This is a genomic window from Paraburkholderia sp. BR13439, from assembly GCF_040948805.1.
GTDB classification, from domain to species: Bacteria; Pseudomonadota; Gammaproteobacteria; order Burkholderiales; family Burkholderiaceae; genus Paraburkholderia; species Paraburkholderia youngii.
Genome location: NZ_JBFPKN010000007.1, coordinates 170125 through 185618, shown reverse-complemented (window position 1 = coordinate 185618; position 15494 = coordinate 170125). Strand labels below are relative to the sequence as shown.

Sequence of the window (15494 nt, the reverse complement as noted above, 5' to 3'; positions counted from 1 at the left end):
GCGAACGCTATCGCCCCGCTTCCACCGACATCAGATCGCCATTGGCGCCGTCAGCGGCTCGTGATGCTGATAGCCGATCAGCGAGAAATCCGCCGGCTCGATTTTCTCGAGCCATTCCGGCTCGTACACCCCGGTCTTCGCGTAGTCGGGCACCCGATCGGAAATCGCGAGCCGCGGACTATCGTACGGCTCGCGCTTGAGCTGCTGATGCAGCATATCCAGCTGATTCTCGTAGATGTGCGCATCGCCGATGAAATAGCTGAACCAGCGCGGCGTATAGCCCGTCAGCCGTCCGACCAGGTGCAGCAGCGCCGCACCCTCGGTCAGATTGAACGGCGTGCCGAGCCCGACGTCGTTGCTGCGAATATACAAACACAGCGAAATTTCGCGGCGCGTCGCGTTCGGCAGGAACTGGTACAGCAGATGGCAAGCCGGCAGCGCGATCTGATCGAGCACGGCCGGATTCCAGGCATGGAACAGAATCCGTCGATCGGCGGGGTTCTGCATGATCGTGTCGAGACACTGGCGCAGTTGGTCGATCGCCTTGTAAAGCAGTACCTTCGAGCGGCCATCTTCGTCGAACTGCGTGATCACGCGAAAACCGCGCGCCTGCGCGTCGGCCAGCTGCGCGCTCGCGCTGGCGTCGAGCACCTTGTAGGCCGGCCACTTGCGCCATTGCACGCCGTACACGTCACCGAGATCATCGGGGCCCTCGCGATACGGATTGGCGAGCCACTGCGCGTTCTGATTCGCGTTGCCGTCCCACACCTTGCAGCCGAGCTCGCGGAAATCCGCGGCGCTGCGCGAGGCACGCAGGAACCCGACCAGCTCGCCGATCGCCGACTTGAACGCGAGCTTTTTCGTCGTGACCGCGGGGAAGCCCTGCTGCAGATCGAAGCGCAGCATCGCACCGGGCATGCTGATGGTGCGGATGCCGGTGCGGTTTTCCTGCCACGTGCCGGTATCGAGAATCGTGCGGACGAGGTCCAGATATTGTTTCATGCGGTTTCCTTCGACGCGCGGCGCGAACCCGATCAGGCGCGCTCACAGAATTGAGCAAAGCCCAATTCTAACAAGCGCGACCGGACGACGCCGGGGCATGGCGCGCCGCATGGGAAAAATCGAGGGGGAATATCAGACGGAAAGGAAAACGCCGGGGTACGCGATATATGCGAGCGGCAAACAGGTGCACGCAAAAGTGCTTCGAGGCGACGCGCCAGACCTTCACAAGCCGCGTCGCCAGCCTCGCCGCTTACAGATGCTGCACCGACGCCGGCAAATCGCCGTGCGGCGCCGACATCGGCTCGCCTTCCATATGGCGCATGCCGTGCGAGCACAGCAGCCGGTACAGCGTCACCCGCGAGATGCCGAGCTCCTGTGCCGCGTCTCCGAGCCGCCCGCGATGCCGCAGCAACGCAAGCTCGATCGCCTGACGTTCCGCCGCTTCGCGCGCCTGCGCGAGCGACACCGGCACGATCTCGACGTATTCGGCGAGTTCGAGGTCGCGCGCGGTGATGGCGCGTCCTTCCGACATCACGATCGCGCGCCGCACCCGGTTGATAAGCTCGCGGACGTTGCCGGGCCAGCCGTAGTTATGAAGCGCGGCGATCGCGTCGGGCGCGAAGCCGCGCAGACGGCGGCTGGCATCCTTCTTGAAACGTTCGAGCATGTGCCGCGCGAGCAGCTCGATGTCCTTGCCGCGCGCACGCAGCGGCGGCTCGTCGATCTGTAGCACGCAGAGGCGGTGATACAGGTCGGAACGGAAGCGTCCTTCGATCATCGCCGCGGTCATGTCCACGTGCGTCGCCGAAATGATGCGCACGTCGACATCGATCGCGGTATGTCCGCCGAGCCTCTCGACCTTGCGCTCCTGCAGGAAGCGCAACAGGCTCGCCTGGCTTTCGAGCGGCAGATCGCCGATTTCGTCGAGAAACAGCGTGCCGCCGTTGGCCGCTTCGACTCGGCCGATCTTGCGCTGGTTCGCGCCGGTGAACGCACCGCGCTCGTAGCCGAACAGTTCCGATTGCAGAAGATGCGGCGGAATCGCGCCGCAATTGATTGGTACGAACGGCGCGTTGCGCCGCGCCGAGCGTTCATGAATCGCGACCGCCGTCAGCTCCTTGCCGGTGCCCGATTCGCCGGAGATAAACACCGGCGCGTCGGTCATCGCGACCTTGCGGATCGAGCGGAACAGCGCGAGCATCGCGTCGCACGAGCCGACCATCTCGCCCTCGGCGCCTTGCAAGCCGTCGTGCGGGGTCGTGTCGCTCAGCGAGATCATGCCGTACGCATGACCGACCGAGTCGACGATACGGTCGCCAGAAGACGGCACCGTCACATAATCAAAACAGTAGTCGCGCACGAGCCGGCGCAACGCGGCGTCTTGCAGTTGGCCTGGCGCAGTGGCAGCGACCCAGCCGACGTTCGGCATGGTCAAACAGGATTCGAAAGCGGCGATTTCGTGCGGCTGGAAATCACTGGACAAATCGAGCAGGCCGCCAGCTGCCGAGCCGGTGCGCACTGCCCGGCGCGCATCGCGCGCCGATCCCACGACTTCCACATGCCAGCCACGCTGCATAAAACGCGTATTCAGTTCCGCGCTCGGGTCACGCGAAACGTAAATCAGTTGCCGCGCTGCGGGTTCCATTATTCAGATCCTCTCGTCAACGAACGTTAAGGACGACGCATGCACCTGAAACTGCGGTTCAGACACGCTGACTCGTCCGGGATTCGCGAATCGCAAAACCCGAACGGCCATTCCATTCCGTGCGGACAGCTGATCCCCAAGAAAGCGGCGTGTGTGTTTGAGACGGCCTGATATGGGCCTTTTTTAAATCTGAAGCTGTTTTCGAGAGCTTACTATACGTGCGCCGCTTCGAAAACAATTATGCGAATTTAATCGATGGACCCCTTGCCCATCATGGTTTAGCGGCCGATCGCCCTATATTCAGCCGACAAATAAAACATTAGTGGAAGCGCTTTTCGTGGCGTTCCGGCGACGGTAGTTCGTACCTTACCGATTATCGAATTATAGGTATTTTCTGCTGACCCGTTTCAGGGCTGCAACGTTTTTTTCCGATTTGGAACGCATTAGTTGTCATTCCGCCGGTGGGCGCCAGACGCATCAATGGATTGCGAGCGATGGCACATGTTTCGCTAATTGGCGAACACCAGGGAGACACATCATGCGACTCGCATTCCGCATCGATCTGATAAGCCGCCGCGCACCATTCTTCGCAATTTGCGCAGCCCTGGCGCTCAGCGCCCTGCCGGCGAGTGCCGGCACCCAGACAACGCCAGCCGCGCCGACGCGTTCCGTCACGCCGGCGGATTTCAACGATGCCACCGACCCCGCCTCCGCCAGCCCGCAAACCGCTTCGCCGGTTGCCGCGGAGGACGGCAGTCAGCTTGCCGCCAACGCGTCGAACCCGGCTGGCGATGCTGCATCGGTGAACGATATTTCGCTCGACGACCAGATGCTGTCGCGGCAACGCGGCGGCGCGGTCGGCATGTTGATGGTCGCCGCGACGCCACAACTGATGCGAGGCGGCGGCAACCAGGTGACCTTGTGGGACGAGATCGCCCCGCCCTCGCCGCTGCCCGTGCCCGTCGATGCAGCACGCGCCGCCCAGGGCAACGTCTCGACCTACCAGCGCAAGTGAGCAGGACGAAGCAACGAACCGATAGCAAATAACCAAGGAAGGCGGGACCGGTGGCCGCGCGAAAGTTGATGCGCCCCACGACGGCGGGACACAAGCAACAACAGAGAAGGGACCGGGACATGAGCACGAACCACCAGACGCCGCGCGCCCTCGGGCTGCCGGCGGCGTCGTTCAGCAACGCTCCCGTCTTGCCGCGCACCGCTTTGGCCGGCACCGCCCTCTTCGCCAGCGTCCTCGTCAGCGCCTGCTTCGCGAGCCATGCGTATGCCGAGCAGGTCGCCAATCCGGGCGACATCATCGTCGAGCGCAGCGTCACGCCGCGCGACGCGTTCGTCCCCGTGCCGCGCGACCAGGACCCGGTCGCGGTGCGCGCCACCACGTTCCCGGCCAACTCGTTCGACCCGACGATCGCGACGCTCGTCGGCGACACCGATCTGACCAACGCGCACGGCTCGAACGGCGTCGTCGCCGGCGGCGTGCTCGGCGGCACGGGCATGCAGGCCGTCACGCAGATCCTCTCCGGCAAGGCGACCGGCAATACGATCCCGCTGAACGCGGGCGGCATCGGCGGACCGGCGACGGGCGTCGGCGGCACGATCAGCTCGTCCGTGACGGGCGCGCTCGCGCCGCTATCGAACGTGCTCGGCGGCGCACTCGGAGGCCTGAAATGAGCACGCGCCTGCGCCCCTCGCTGCCATCGCTCGAATCACTGCGATTCACTTCGGCGCGCACTGCCCTGCGCGTCTGCGCGTGCCTGTGCATGGGCATCGCCGCGCTCGTCGCCGGCGAGGCCCACGCGCAGTCGCCGGCGGTGCCGGTCGTCGGCGCCACCGCGACAATCGGCAGCGGCGCGGGCATGGGCGCGACGGGCGCGCTCTCGGTCAACGAAACCGCTGGCCTCGACAACGCGCAGATCAACCAGATCACGGTGACGAATGGCGCCGCCGTCGGCAACGCGAACGCGAGTGTGCAAAGCGCGTCGGTGCTCGCGAATGTGCCGCGCGCGCAAGCGTCGATCGAGGCCAATGCGTTTTCGAACACATCCGGCGCGGTGCTGGTGAACCAGTCGGCCGGAGCAGGGAATCTGCAGCGCAACAGCACCCAGATCGGGACTGCGGCGCTCGGAGTCGAGACCGTCTCGGATGGGGAGCTATCCGCGACGGCCCCGAAAAACGGCAGTCCGGGGCGGTCGAACACGATTCACGGCGTGCGCGAGGCAAGCATTTCCAGCGATGCCTTCCGTAACGCGAGCGGAATCGTGCAGATCAACCAGGCAGCCGGCGCCGGTAATGCCACGGCAAACAGTTTTGTGCTCCGTCCCCCGGCGGGCACTTTTTTTAACTGACCACACTTAAGTATCGGAGCGAATCATGAAGCGCACTCTTATTGCCACGGCCGTTCTCATTGCCGCATCCGGCAGCGTGCTTGCCGCGCCGCAGAAGGCCTACCTGTTCAATACGACGGTCGTCGGCGAGATGGTCGGCGTCGAGGGTATGGTCGGACTGTTTGGCTGCGTGCATGTCTCCAGCACGGCTAACGCGGTGATCAACAACAATCAGATGGTCAACGTCAACGCGACGCTCGATCCGCAGGCCCAGACCTACACCACCGGCACCGTGACCACGAGCATCAACAACAACAGGTCGTCGGTCAGAGGCGGCGGCACGGCATTCGCGTTCACGACGCAAAGCCATACCTCGTCGAACTCGAGCGCGCAGGGCTTCGAAGCTTCGGGCGGCTATGCGTACGGCAGCCAGAGTGCGAGCGTGACGAGCGGCGGCTATGAAACGAGCCAGCAGGCAGCCGGCATCGCGGGCAGCTTCTCGCACACGAGTCAGAATTCGGGCGGCCATATCGCGGCGGGCGGCTCGATCGGCGGCAGCTACAGCTATCAGGACCACAACACGCCCTCGCACGGCAGCGGCTCGTTCAGCGCCCATGGCGGCCTGCACGCCGGTTATCGCGAGTCGAGCTACTCGAACTCGTCGGGCGTCGCCGGCGCCTTCGAAGCGAGCGAAGCATCCGGGCAAAGCCGTTCCTGGAGCTTCAAGGCGAGCGAAGGCTCCGGCTTTGCGAGGGTCGGCGAGCAATCGTCGAGCTACTCGCGCAGCCGCTCTTCGTCGACCAACGCGTACGGCGCCGTATGGGGCATCGACGAAGGCCTCGCGACGACCGACGTGACGACGCGCGGCTCGATCACCCAGCACATCAACAACGAACGGGCCGCCACGCTGAACGCGACCACCGGCACCAACGCGGCCAGCAACGTGTCGGGCAACCTCGGCATCAACATCGCGGAAGGCATCGACAACGCACAGAGCAACGACGTGTCGCTCGCCTCGGTCGACGTCGGCAACGTGTTCGGCAACGCGCAGGACTTCAACGTGCAGTCCTCGGGCGGCAGCGCGGCGATCCATAGCTTCAATCTGAACGCGTCGGTTGGCAACGGGTCGCTGTCGGGCGTGACGGGCAACGTCGGCGTGAACGTCGCGTCCGGCATCGGCAACGCGCAGGACAACGCGCTTGCCGGCGCAGTGACGACGACCTCGCCGGGCAAGGCGCTGACCACCGCGATGGATGCGACGGATGACAACTCGCAATCCGCCACGATGGTCGTTCATGGGCAATTCCAGGGCACCGCGAGTCTGGGCGCCGATACGTTGAAAGGCGCCTCCGGCAACATCGGCGTGAACATCGCCGGCGGCGCGGGCAACTTGCAGCACAACGGCCTTGCCATCGCGGCGCTGAACAGCGGCAAATAAGCCGACGACGCGACGACCACGGGCAAGCAGAAGAAGCAAAAGCAGTCGGAAGGGCGCGCCGGCAGCCATAGAAGCTGCCGGCGCGGATCGGGCAGGAGACCAGCATGACCGGGTTCAAGGGGTTCCCGGCGCTACCGTTCGCGGTAGCGCTGGCAGGCTATGTGCTGTGCGCGGACCACGCCGCCGCACAGTCGAGCATCGACACGTCCACGTTCGTCGGCGTGCCATTGACGAAGACGGTCCGTTCGATGAAGGACCTGCGCTACAACCACATCGTCAATCAGCAGTTCGACTACAGCTGCGGCGCGGCGGCGCTCGCCACCCTCCTCAAGTACGGCTACGGCATCGATATTCCGGAAACCGAACTGATCCGCCGGATGATGGTTTTTTCGACGCCCGAAGTCGTCGTCAAGAACGGCTTCTCGATGCTCGACATGAAGCACTTCGTCGAAACCATCGGACTGCGCGGCCGCGGCTTTCGCGTCAACGTCGACGCGCTTCACCACCTTCAGATCCCCGTGATGGTCCTGATGAACATCGACGGCTACGAGCATTTCGTGATCGTCAAGCATGCGCAGGACGGCCGCGTGTTCATCGCGGACCCGGCGCTCGGCAATCGCATCGTGCTCGAAGACGACTTCGCGAAGACCTGGAACGGCCTCGTGTTCGCGGTCCTCGGCAAACCCTTCAGGGAGGATTCACCGCTGTTGCAGGACAACGAGTCGCTCGCGCTGAAGCTGCGCGCCGCCGCGCTGGCGGCCGGCACCGCCGCGACGCCCTTTTTCGAGTACGGCTTGAACAAGGCAGACATGTTCTGATCCCGCCATGAAGTCACACCTGACACCGCTTGGGTTCGTGCTCTGCGCCATCGCCTATGGCGGCGCAAGCAGCGTCGCCCATGCCTCGGAGGGCGCCGCCTCGCCACCGGCTCCCGAACTTTCGATACGGTCCGCGCCAGGCGCCGAGCCGCTGCGAGTGCAGCTGGTCGGCGACGACGTGCTCGCGACCCAGACCGGCAAATACGCCGGCGCGACGATGATCTCCGGCTTCGTGCTGAACGTCATTTCGCAATGGCAGTTGCCCAACGGCGCGAGCGCGCTCGCTCAAGGCTCGCTGAGCGCGGTACAGAACGGTGGCGGCCAGCTCACGAGTTCCGTCAGCACGTTCGCGAGCGTGAGCGGCGGCGCGCACGGCCATGCCGGCGATTCGGGCGCCAACCCGAATGCGCAGGCGCGCGGCGGCCAGAGCATCGGCGTCAACGGCGTGTCGCAGGTTAGCCAGGTCGCGGGCGATCGCAACAGCGGCACCAACTCCGCGCTGATCGACTTCAACAACAGCGCCGCGACGCTGACCGGCTCCGCCAACGCGCCGTCGGCGACGGCCAGCAATTCGACCGGCTCAGTGAAAGCCGGCATTTCGTTCGGCAGCAACGGCGTGAACGTCGCGCTGCAGACACCCGCTGGGCTCGCCACCCAGACCATCGCGCCGAGCAACGGGCAGATCGCCCAGTTGCTGCAGATCGCAGGCAATAACCAGCAAGTCGCCAACGCCCTGCAACTGCATCTGCAAACCCAGCAGATGCCGGCTTCGATGCTTCGTCAGTTGGGCGTACTGCAGGCACTGCAAAACAGGAGATAACGGAGCGGGCCGCCACCCGCCAGTTGCACCACAAGCAAAAAAGAGACGGCCACGCAGTCAGGACCGCGCGGCCGGACCACCGGGGGAGCAAATAATGAAAAAAGTGTCATCGACCAGGGCACCGCGCATGGCTCTCGCGGCCATTCCGGCCGCCGTCATGCTTTGGGCTCTTTCTCAGCCGGCGAGCGCGCAGGCGCTCGCCGGTCAATCCGTGGAGGACCGTCTGAACACGCTGATGCGCGTCGTGGACGAGCAGCAGCGGCAGATCCATTCGCTCGAACGCCAGGTCACCGAACTCGAGATGGCGCAACGCGGCCGTGGCCTGCCGGGCGCCGGCGCTCCCGCGGGCAGCGGCGCGGTGGCCGAGCAGCCCGGCGCCGACGGCCTGCCGGTGCCGCTGCCGCCGCTCGCGCAGATCGCGCCTGGCGCGCCCGCGCCGGCGGGCACCACCGGCACCGCGACCGGCGTGCCGGTCAATCCGCCGACGCCGGCCGGCAGCAACGCGGGCAACGCCAGCGCCGGCGGCCTGCCCGCCGCCACCGACGGCAGCGGCGCGGTCGGCCAGACCCAGCGCGCGAACGAACCGGTGCGCACGCAAGCCGAGCAGGCGGTCGTGCAGCGCGAGCATGCGCCGCTGTTCGACCACAAGCTGACGATGGACTTCGGCATCAGCGACACCTACTACGACCGTCGCCAGTTGCAGTTGTCGGGCTTCCTCGCGCTCGACGCGATCTTCCTCGGCAACATCAACCTCGGCCAGACCAAGTCGCACCAGGTGATGGCGGACCTCGACACGCGCTACGGCGTGTCCGACCGCATCAACGTCGACGTCGACGTGCCGTACGTGTACCGGCGCAGCACCTTCATCGTCGGCGGCGCGGGCGGCGCAGCCAGCACGCTGTCGGACGCGACGGTGTCGAGTCACGACATCGGCGACGTGAATTTCGGCATCTACTACCAGTTCGTCAGGGAAACCAATGCGCTGCCGGACGTAGTCGGCAGTCTGCGCGTGAAGGCGCCGACCGGCAGCTCGCCGTTCGGCGAAAAAGTCGTGCAGATCGACGCGAACAACACCAACCTCGTCGCGCCGACCCGACTGCCGACCGGCACCGGTTTCTGGAACATCACCGCCGGTCTGTCGGTGCTGAAGACCTACGACCCGGTCGTGCTGTTCGGCAGCGTTTCCTACACCTACAACATCGCGCGTTCGTTCGCGGACATCTCGTCGGTGCAGGGACAAACCGAACCGGCGACGGTCAAGCTCGGCGACATCGTGCAGTTCGGCGGCGGCGTCGCGCTCGCGTTCTCCGACAAGGATTCGGCCAGCGTGTCGTTCACGATGGCGCTCGAGCCCGAGTCGGAGACCAAGGCGCCGGGCGGCAGCTACCAGAAGGTGCCGGGCAGCGAAACCACGGCCGCGGCGATGAATTTTGGCCTGAACCACGTCGTGAACAAGCACCTGAGCATCAACGGCTCGGTATCGATCGGACTCACACCCGACGCGCCGAACTTCGTGGTCGGCGTGCGCTTTCCGTACACCTTCTGACGTGTCAACGATACGAGGTCGAACGTGCGTGAATCACCTCATCTGAGCAGTGTGGCTTCCGTCGCGGCAGCGGGATCGCATCTGTCCCTCGCGGTGCCGAAGCAGCGTGCCGCAGTGTCGTCCGCCGGGGTCGCCGCGGGGCCGGCCGTCGGGTCACCGGCTAGCAACGAAACCGGCGCGCCCGCGAGCGCCGCGATGCCGGGCGTCGCGCGACAACTGCTGTACGTCGCGCGCACCCCGGACGAAACGCTGATCGCGCATCTGAAAAGCCGCGGCTGGCAGGTCGCGGCCGCGCGCTCGGCGCACGAACTCGGGCGGCTTTTGAAGCCGGACATAACGTGCGCGGGCATCGTCGATCTGGCCAGCTTCGCGCCGCGCGACATCGGTGGACTCGAGGCGAGCCTGCGTCAGCAGCAGATCGGCTGGATCGCGCTCGCGAGCAACGAGCGGCTCAGCGATCCGCTGGTGCGACGCCTCGTACGCCACTACTGCTTCGACTTCGTGAAGCTGCCGGTCGCGCACGCGACGATCGACTATCTGGCCGGCCACGCGTTCGGCATGGTCACGCTGTGCGACCCGGAGCTCCCGCCGCCCGCCAGCGAAGCGGGCGACGAAGAAATGGTCGGCACCTGCGAGGCGATGCAGCAGCTCTTTCGCACGATCCGCAAGGTCGCGAACACCGACGCGAGCGTGTTCATCGCTGGCGAATCGGGCACGGGCAAGGAGTTGACCGCGCTGGCGATCCATGAGCGCTCGCCGCGCCGCAAGGCGCCGTTCATGCCGATCAACTGCGGCGCGATTCCGCATCACCTTCTGCAATCCGAACTGTTCGGCTACGAGCGCGGCGCCTTTACCGGCGCGAATCAGCGCAAGATCGGCCGAGTCGAAGCGGCCGACGGCGGCACGCTGTTTCTCGACGAGATCGGCGACCTGCCGCTCGAAAGCCAGGCGAGCCTGCTGCGCTTTCTGCAGGAAGGCAAGATCGAGCGGCTCGGCGGACGCGAATCGATCCCGGTCGACGTGCGCATCATCTCGGCGACCCACGTGGATCTCGACGGCGCGATGCGCGACGGCCAGTTCCGCGCGGACCTGTTTCATCGCCTGTGCGTGCTGCGCGTCGACGAGCCGCCGCTGCGCGCGCGTGGGCGGGACATCGAGATTCTCGCGTACCACATCCTGCACAAGTTCAAGACCGACAACGCGCGCAAGATTCGCGGCTTCACGCCGTCGGCGATCGAGGCGCTCTACAACTACAACTGGCCCGGCAACGTGCGCGAGCTGATCAACCGCGTGCGCCGCGCGATCGTGATGGCCGAGAACAAGCTGATCTCAGCCGAAGACCTCGACCTCGCCGGTTTTACCGAGCAGCAAAGCATGACGCTCACCCAGGCGCGCGAGGCCGCCGAGAAGCGCGCGATCGAGGCCGCGCTGCTGCGCCATCGGCACCGCTTGAACGAGGCGGCGGTGGATCTGAACATTTCGCGCGTGACGCTGTATCGGCTGATGGGCGTGCACGGTTTGCGCGAACCGGGTAGCGCCGACGACAAGAAAGGGCTCGCCACGGACGGGCCGGCGCAGGGGTGAGCAGCGGGCGGGCATCGGTGCGCATCGGTGCGTCGGGTAGAATCGCCCGGTTATCCTCCTCTTTCCATTCGATGACGACGCTCACCCTGATCGTCGCTCGCGCCAGCAACGGCGTGATCGGCCGCGACAACCAGTTGCCCTGGCGACTGCCCGAAGACCTCAAGTTCTTCAAGCGCACGACGATGGGCGCGCCAATCATCATGGGCCGCAAGACACATGAATCGATCGGCCGGCCACTGCCGGGACGCCGCAACATCGTCGTCACGCGCGACGCCTCGCGGCGCTTTCAAGGCTGCGACACCGCGACCAATCTCGACGAAGCGCTCGCGCTCGCCGCGCAGGACCAGGCGCCGCAGGCGTTTCTGATCGGCGGCGCGGAGTTGTACGACGAAGGGCTGCGCCACGCAGACAAGCTGATCGTCACCGAGATCGCCGCTGACTTCGACGGCGATGCGACCTTCCCCGCGATCGACCCGCAGGTGTGGGAAGAAATCGCGCGCGAAGCGCATCACTCGAATGCGCCGAACGACTTCGATTACGCATTCGTCACGTATCAACGCAAGGACGTCTGACGGCACGCGCCACGCATGCAATAAAAAAACACCACGCAACGTTGAGCTGCGTGGCGTTTTCGTTTGATACGGGACAGCGCCGGAACGCGCCGCCGCGCGGCTTACTGCCCGGCGATCGTCATCCTCTCGATCAGCACCGAGCCGGTCTGCTTGGTGCCGCGCGTGATCGTATCCGCGCCGATTGCGACGATATGGCGAAACATCTCCTGTAGCGTGCTCGCGACCGTGATCTCTTCGACCGGGTACTGGATCTTGCCGTTCTCGACCCAGAAGCCCGACGCGCCGCGCGAGTAGTCGCCGGTCACGTAGTTGACGCCCTGCCCCATCAGCTCGGTCAGCAAGAGGCCCGTGCCGAGCTTCTTCAGCATCGCTTCGAAGTCGTCGTCGGCGCGCGTGTCCGAGCTGAGCAGCGACAGGTTGTGCGAGCCGCCCGCGTTGCCGGTGGTCTTCATGCCGAGCTTGCGCGCCGAGTAGGTGGACAGGAAGTAGCCCTCGACGACGCCGTCCTTCACGACCGAGCGCTGACGCGTGCGCACGCCTTCCTCGTCGAACGGCGCGCTGCCCATCGCGCGCGCGACGTGCGGATCTTCGACCACCTGCACGTGCGGCGCGAACACCGGCTTGCCGAGGCTGTCGACCAGAAACGAAGTCTTGCGATACAGCGCGCCGCCGCTCGTCGCCTGCACGAACGCGCCGAGGAGGCCCGCCGCGAGCGGCGCTTCGAACAGCACCGGCACCTTGCGCGTATCGAGGCCGCGCGCGCCGATGCGAGCGAGCGCGCGCTGCGCCGCGTAACGGCCGACCGCTTCCGGATCGGCGAGCTCGTCGGCGCTGCGCGTCGACGTGTACCAGTCGTCGCGCTGCATGTTGCGGCCGCTGCCGGCGATCGGCGCGCACGCGATGTAGTGGCGCGAGTACGGGTAGCCGGCGAGGAAGCCGCGCGAGGTCGCCAACACGAACTGCGAATGCTGCGCCGACACGCTCGCGCCTTCGGAGTTCTTGATCTGCGGATCAGTCGCGAACGCGGCGTCTTCGGCGCGGCGCGCGATTTCGACCGCTTCGTCGGCCGACAGATTCCACGGGTGATACAGATCGAGGTCGCGCGGCGCGGTTTCGAGCAGCTCGGCTTCGGCGAGGCCTGCGCAATCGTCTTCGGCGGTGAAGCGCGCGATGTTGTAGGCGGCCGCGACCGTGTCCTTCAACGCTTGCGGCGAGAAGTCCGAGGTGCTCGCGTTGCCGCGCTTGTTGCCGATGAACACCGTCACACCGACCATCTTGTCGCGGTTGTGCTCGATCGTTTCGACTTCGCCGCGCCGCACGGAGACGGACAGGCCGTCGCCCTCGGAGATTTCGGTTGCGGCGTCTGTGCCGCCGAGCGCCTTCGCGTGACGGAGGATGTCCGAGGCGATTTCCTTCAGTTCATCCTGGGTATGCGGAAAAAAGCGCTGCTTGACGTCCATGTCTGCTGCCATTGTGGTTGCCGTCCTGTTGGGGCCGCGCGGCCCTGGGTATGCGCACCGTGTTCGGCGCGAGATGCGCGGGTGCGGGATAAATGCATCCCGCGATCATAGCAAGGTACGCGCCGCCGCGGGTCGGGCCGGCGCGGCAAGTTACAATACCGGCATGACACGCAAAACCCGCACTCAACCGATCGAATCGGTCGTCACGGAAGTCGACGAAAACGGCTACGATCGTCCGAGCAAGTCCCAGGTCAAACGCGAAATGCAGGCGTTGCAGGATCTGGGCTCGGAGCTCGTCGCGCTGCCGAAAGACGCGCTCAAGCGCATGCCGATGCCCGAAAAGCTCGACGAAGCCGTGCGCGAAGCCCGACGCATCACCGACTTCGAAGGCAAGCGCCGCCAGGTCCAGTACGTCGGCCGCGTGATGCGCTCGCTGCTGGAGACCGAAATCGCCGCGCTGCGCACCGCGCTCGACACCTACAACGGCGTCAACAAGACGGAAACGGCGAAGCTGCACTGGATCGAGCGCACCCGCGAAAAGCTGCTTGCCGACGACGCCGCACTGACCGAGTTCATCCGCCAGCACCCGGCCGCCGACCCGCAGCAGGGCCGCACGCTGATCCGCAACGCGCGCAAGGAAGCGCAGCAGGGCAAGCCGCCGCGCTACTTCCGCGAGCTGTTCCAGTGGATCAAGAACGCCGCCGGCGCCGGCGACGAAGCCGAAGACGCTGACCTCGCCCCGGAACACGACGATGACGACCGCGACGCCTGATCAACGCAAGCAACGTAACCACCCCGACGAAATCGTGATCGGCCTCGTGTCGATCAGCGACCGCGCGTCGACGGGCGTATACGAGGACAAGGGCATTCCGGCGCTGCAGGAGTGGCTCGGCGCGGCCTTGAGCTCGCCGTGGCAAGTCGTCACGCGGCTGATCGCCGACGATGCGCCGACCATCTCGGCGACGCTGATCGAACTGGTCGACGAAGTGGGCTGCGATCTGGTACTGACGACCGGCGGCACCGGCCCGTCGCGCCGCGACGTGACGCCCGAGGCGACCCTCGCGGTGGCGACGAAGGAGATGCCCGGCTTCGGCGAGCAGATGCGGCAGATCAGCCTGAATTTCGTGCCGACCGCGATCCTGTCGCGCCAGATCGCGGTGATCCGCGAAACGGCGCAGCATGCCGCGCTGATCATCAACCTGCCCGGCCAGCCGAAATCGATCCGGGAAACGCTGGAAGGCCTGCGCGATGACGGCGCGGTGAAGGTGCCGGGAATTTTCGCGGCGGTGCCCTACTGCATCGACCTGATCGGCGGCCCTTACGTGGAAACCAACGCCGACGTGGTGAAGGCGTTCCGGCCAAAGAGCGCGCAGCGCGCGCCGCGGCAGGACTGAGGTTGGCGGATTAGGGCCTGCAGGTGCAGGCCCGCGCTTTATTTGGCGCTCGCGGCGGCGTCGGGCGCCGACGGCACGAGGAAATGCTCGCGGTAGTACTTCAGTTCGTCGATCGACTCGTGAATATCGGCCAGCGCGGTGTGCATCGCGCGCTTCTGGAAGCCCTTGTAGATGACCGGCTGCCAGCGCCGGCACAGCTCCTTCAGCGTGCTCACGTCGAGGTTGCGGTAGTGGAAGAAGCTCTCCAGATCCGGCATCCAGCGCGCCATGAAGCGGCGGTCCTGGCAGATCGAGTTGCCGCACATCGGCGACTTGCCCGGCGGCACGTACTGGCCGAGGAATTCGCGGATCTGCGCGGTTGCGTCGGCCTCGCTGACCGTCGAGGCCTTCACCCGATCGATCAGCCCCGAGCGGCCATGCGTGTTCTGGTTCCACTCGTCCATCTTCGCGAGCGTCTCATCGCTCTGATGAATCGCGAGCACCGGACCTTCGACCATCCTGTCGAGCGTCGAATTCGTCACCACCACCGCGATCTCGATGATGCGGTCGGTGTCGGGCTCGAGCCCGGTCATTTCCATGTCCAGCCAGACGAGATTCATGTCGCTGCGCACGAGCGGCGGCTGTTCGGTGGATGCGAGGATGTCAGTCATGAAGGCAACCCTGAGGGCCGCGCCGCGGGCTTCGCTGCAAGCCCGTGCGGCGCGGCATGTGTTCGTTTGAAATGGATTCGCGCGGTTCGAGCCGGGCCGGCTGCGCTGAAGCGCCGCCTTGAACTGCTGCCCGGAGCTAATGCGTTAAACGGCCGCGTTAAACCGGATCTCCGCCCTGAGGCGGGAAGAAACATATAATTCTCGCATAGATACCACGGAATCCTCG

General features: G+C 65.6%; 15 protein-coding genes. 11 read left to right on the top strand and 4 right to left on the bottom strand.

Features of this window, described 5'->3' with window-relative positions; translation table 11 throughout:
- Positions 1-30 precede the first annotated feature (30 nt).
- The gene (locus AB3X96_RS16530; RefSeq protein WP_368590536.1) at positions 31-1002 is read right to left on the bottom strand and encodes a thymidylate synthase; all 972 of its coding nucleotides are present in this window, start codon (positions 1000-1002) and stop codon (positions 31-33) included.
- Between the two features lie 250 nt (positions 1003-1252).
- Positions 1253-2647, bottom strand: coding sequence for a sigma-54 dependent transcriptional regulator (locus AB3X96_RS16525; protein ID WP_176105423.1), 1395 nt, complete (start codon positions 2645-2647; stop codon positions 1253-1255).
- A 538-nt stretch (positions 2648-3185) separates the two neighbouring features.
- On the opposite strand from AB3X96_RS16525, the gene AB3X96_RS16520 reads away from it, so the two are divergent.
- From AB3X96_RS16520 to AB3X96_RS16480, 9 genes are all read left to right on the top strand, one after another.
- Positions 3186-3662 (top strand): hypothetical protein, encoded by a 477-nt coding sequence (locus tag AB3X96_RS16520; protein WP_368590535.1) that lies wholly within the window; start codon positions 3186-3188, stop codon positions 3660-3662.
- A gap of 119 nt (positions 3663-3781) precedes the next feature.
- Positions 3782-4333, top strand: a complete 552-nt coding sequence (locus tag AB3X96_RS16515) for a hypothetical protein (RefSeq protein WP_368590534.1) — start codon at positions 3782-3784, stop codon at positions 4331-4333.
- Positions 4334-4422: 89 nt separating this feature from the next.
- Positions 4423-5007 carry a hypothetical protein gene (locus AB3X96_RS16510; RefSeq protein WP_368590533.1) on the top strand — a complete coding sequence of 195 codons (585 nt, stop codon included), beginning with the start codon at positions 4423-4425 and terminating at the stop codon, positions 5005-5007.
- Positions 5008-5032: 25 nt separating this feature from the next.
- The gene (locus AB3X96_RS16505; protein WP_368590532.1) at positions 5033-6424 is read left to right on the top strand and encodes a hypothetical protein; all 1392 of its coding nucleotides are present in this window, start codon (positions 5033-5035) and stop codon (positions 6422-6424) included.
- Positions 6425-6528: 104 nt separating this feature from the next.
- Positions 6529-7242 (top strand): C39 family peptidase, encoded by a 714-nt coding sequence (locus tag AB3X96_RS16500; RefSeq protein WP_368590531.1) that lies wholly within the window; start codon positions 6529-6531, stop codon positions 7240-7242.
- 7 nt (positions 7243-7249) lie between these two features.
- Positions 7250-8062, top strand: coding sequence for a peptidase C39 (locus AB3X96_RS16495; protein ID WP_368590530.1), 813 nt, complete (start codon positions 7250-7252; stop codon positions 8060-8062).
- 94 nt (positions 8063-8156) lie between these two features.
- Positions 8157-9608, top strand: coding sequence for a hypothetical protein (locus tag AB3X96_RS16490; protein WP_368590529.1), 1452 nt, complete (start codon positions 8157-8159; stop codon positions 9606-9608).
- Between the two features lie 24 nt (positions 9609-9632).
- The gene (locus tag AB3X96_RS16485) at positions 9633-11192 is read left to right on the top strand and encodes a sigma 54-interacting transcriptional regulator (RefSeq protein WP_368590528.1); all 1560 of its coding nucleotides are present in this window, start codon (positions 9633-9635) and stop codon (positions 11190-11192) included.
- Positions 11193-11263: 71 nt separating this feature from the next.
- A complete protein-coding gene (locus tag AB3X96_RS16480; RefSeq protein ID WP_018421333.1) occupies positions 11264-11764 on the top strand; it encodes a dihydrofolate reductase in 501 nt (166 codons plus the stop codon).
- Between the two features lie 101 nt (positions 11765-11865).
- On the opposite strand, the gene pmbA is transcribed toward AB3X96_RS16480, so the two are convergent.
- On the bottom strand, positions 11866-13236 hold the full coding sequence (gene pmbA, locus AB3X96_RS16475; RefSeq protein ID WP_368590527.1) for a metalloprotease PmbA: 1371 nt from the start codon (positions 13234-13236) through the stop codon (positions 11866-11868).
- A gap of 151 nt (positions 13237-13387) precedes the next feature.
- Between pmbA and yjgA the strand changes: the two genes are divergently transcribed.
- Positions 13388-13996 (top strand): ribosome biogenesis factor YjgA, encoded by a 609-nt coding sequence (gene yjgA / locus AB3X96_RS16470; RefSeq protein WP_368590526.1) that lies wholly within the window; start codon positions 13388-13390, stop codon positions 13994-13996.
- Positions 13977-14618: a molybdopterin adenylyltransferase gene (gene mog, locus AB3X96_RS16465; RefSeq protein WP_368590525.1), complete on the top strand. Its 642-nt coding sequence runs from the start codon at positions 13977-13979 to the stop codon at positions 14616-14618. Before yjgA ends, mog begins: the two co-directional genes overlap by 20 nt.
- 38 nt (positions 14619-14656) lie before the next feature.
- On the opposite strand, the gene orn is transcribed toward mog, so the two are convergent.
- Positions 14657-15268, bottom strand: a complete 612-nt coding sequence (gene orn / locus AB3X96_RS16460) for an oligoribonuclease (RefSeq protein WP_152853925.1) — start codon at positions 15266-15268, stop codon at positions 14657-14659.
- Positions 15269-15494 lie beyond the last annotated feature (226 nt).

Bases quoted from the DNA above. Each gene is read 5' to 3' on its own strand.
- yjgA (WP_368590526.1), top strand. From the start codon at position 13,388: ATGACACGCAAAACCCGCACTCAACCGATCGAATCGGTCGTCACGGAA.
- mog (WP_368590525.1), top strand. From the start codon at position 13,977: ATGACGACCGCGACGCCTGATCAACGCAAGCAACGTAACCACCCCGAC.
- AB3X96_RS16495 (WP_368590530.1), top strand. From the start codon at position 7,250: ATGAAGTCACACCTGACACCGCTTGGGTTCGTGCTCTGCGCCATCGCC.
- AB3X96_RS16510 (WP_368590533.1), top strand. From the start codon at position 4,423: ATGGGCATCGCCGCGCTCGTCGCCGGCGAGGCCCACGCGCAGTCGCCG.
- AB3X96_RS16480 (WP_018421333.1), top strand. From the start codon at position 11,264: ATGACGACGCTCACCCTGATCGTCGCTCGCGCCAGCAACGGCGTGATC.
- AB3X96_RS16490 (WP_368590529.1), top strand. From the start codon at position 8,157: ATGAAAAAAGTGTCATCGACCAGGGCACCGCGCATGGCTCTCGCGGCC.
- AB3X96_RS16515 (WP_368590534.1), top strand. From the start codon at position 3,782: ATGAGCACGAACCACCAGACGCCGCGCGCCCTCGGGCTGCCGGCGGCG.
- pmbA (WP_368590527.1), bottom strand. From the start codon at position 13,236: ATGGCAGCAGACATGGACGTCAAGCAGCGCTTTTTTCCGCATACCCAG.
- AB3X96_RS16520 (WP_368590535.1), top strand. From the start codon at position 3,186: ATGCGACTCGCATTCCGCATCGATCTGATAAGCCGCCGCGCACCATTC.
- orn (WP_152853925.1), bottom strand. From the start codon at position 15,268: ATGACTGACATCCTCGCATCCACCGAACAGCCGCCGCTCGTGCGCAGC.
- AB3X96_RS16530 (WP_368590536.1), bottom strand. From the start codon at position 1,002: ATGAAACAATATCTGGACCTCGTCCGCACGATTCTCGATACCGGCACG.
- AB3X96_RS16505 (WP_368590532.1), top strand. From the start codon at position 5,033: ATGAAGCGCACTCTTATTGCCACGGCCGTTCTCATTGCCGCATCCGGC.
- AB3X96_RS16525 (WP_176105423.1), bottom strand. From the start codon at position 2,647: ATGGAACCCGCAGCGCGGCAACTGATTTACGTTTCGCGTGACCCGAGC.
- AB3X96_RS16500 (WP_368590531.1), top strand. From the start codon at position 6,529: ATGACCGGGTTCAAGGGGTTCCCGGCGCTACCGTTCGCGGTAGCGCTG.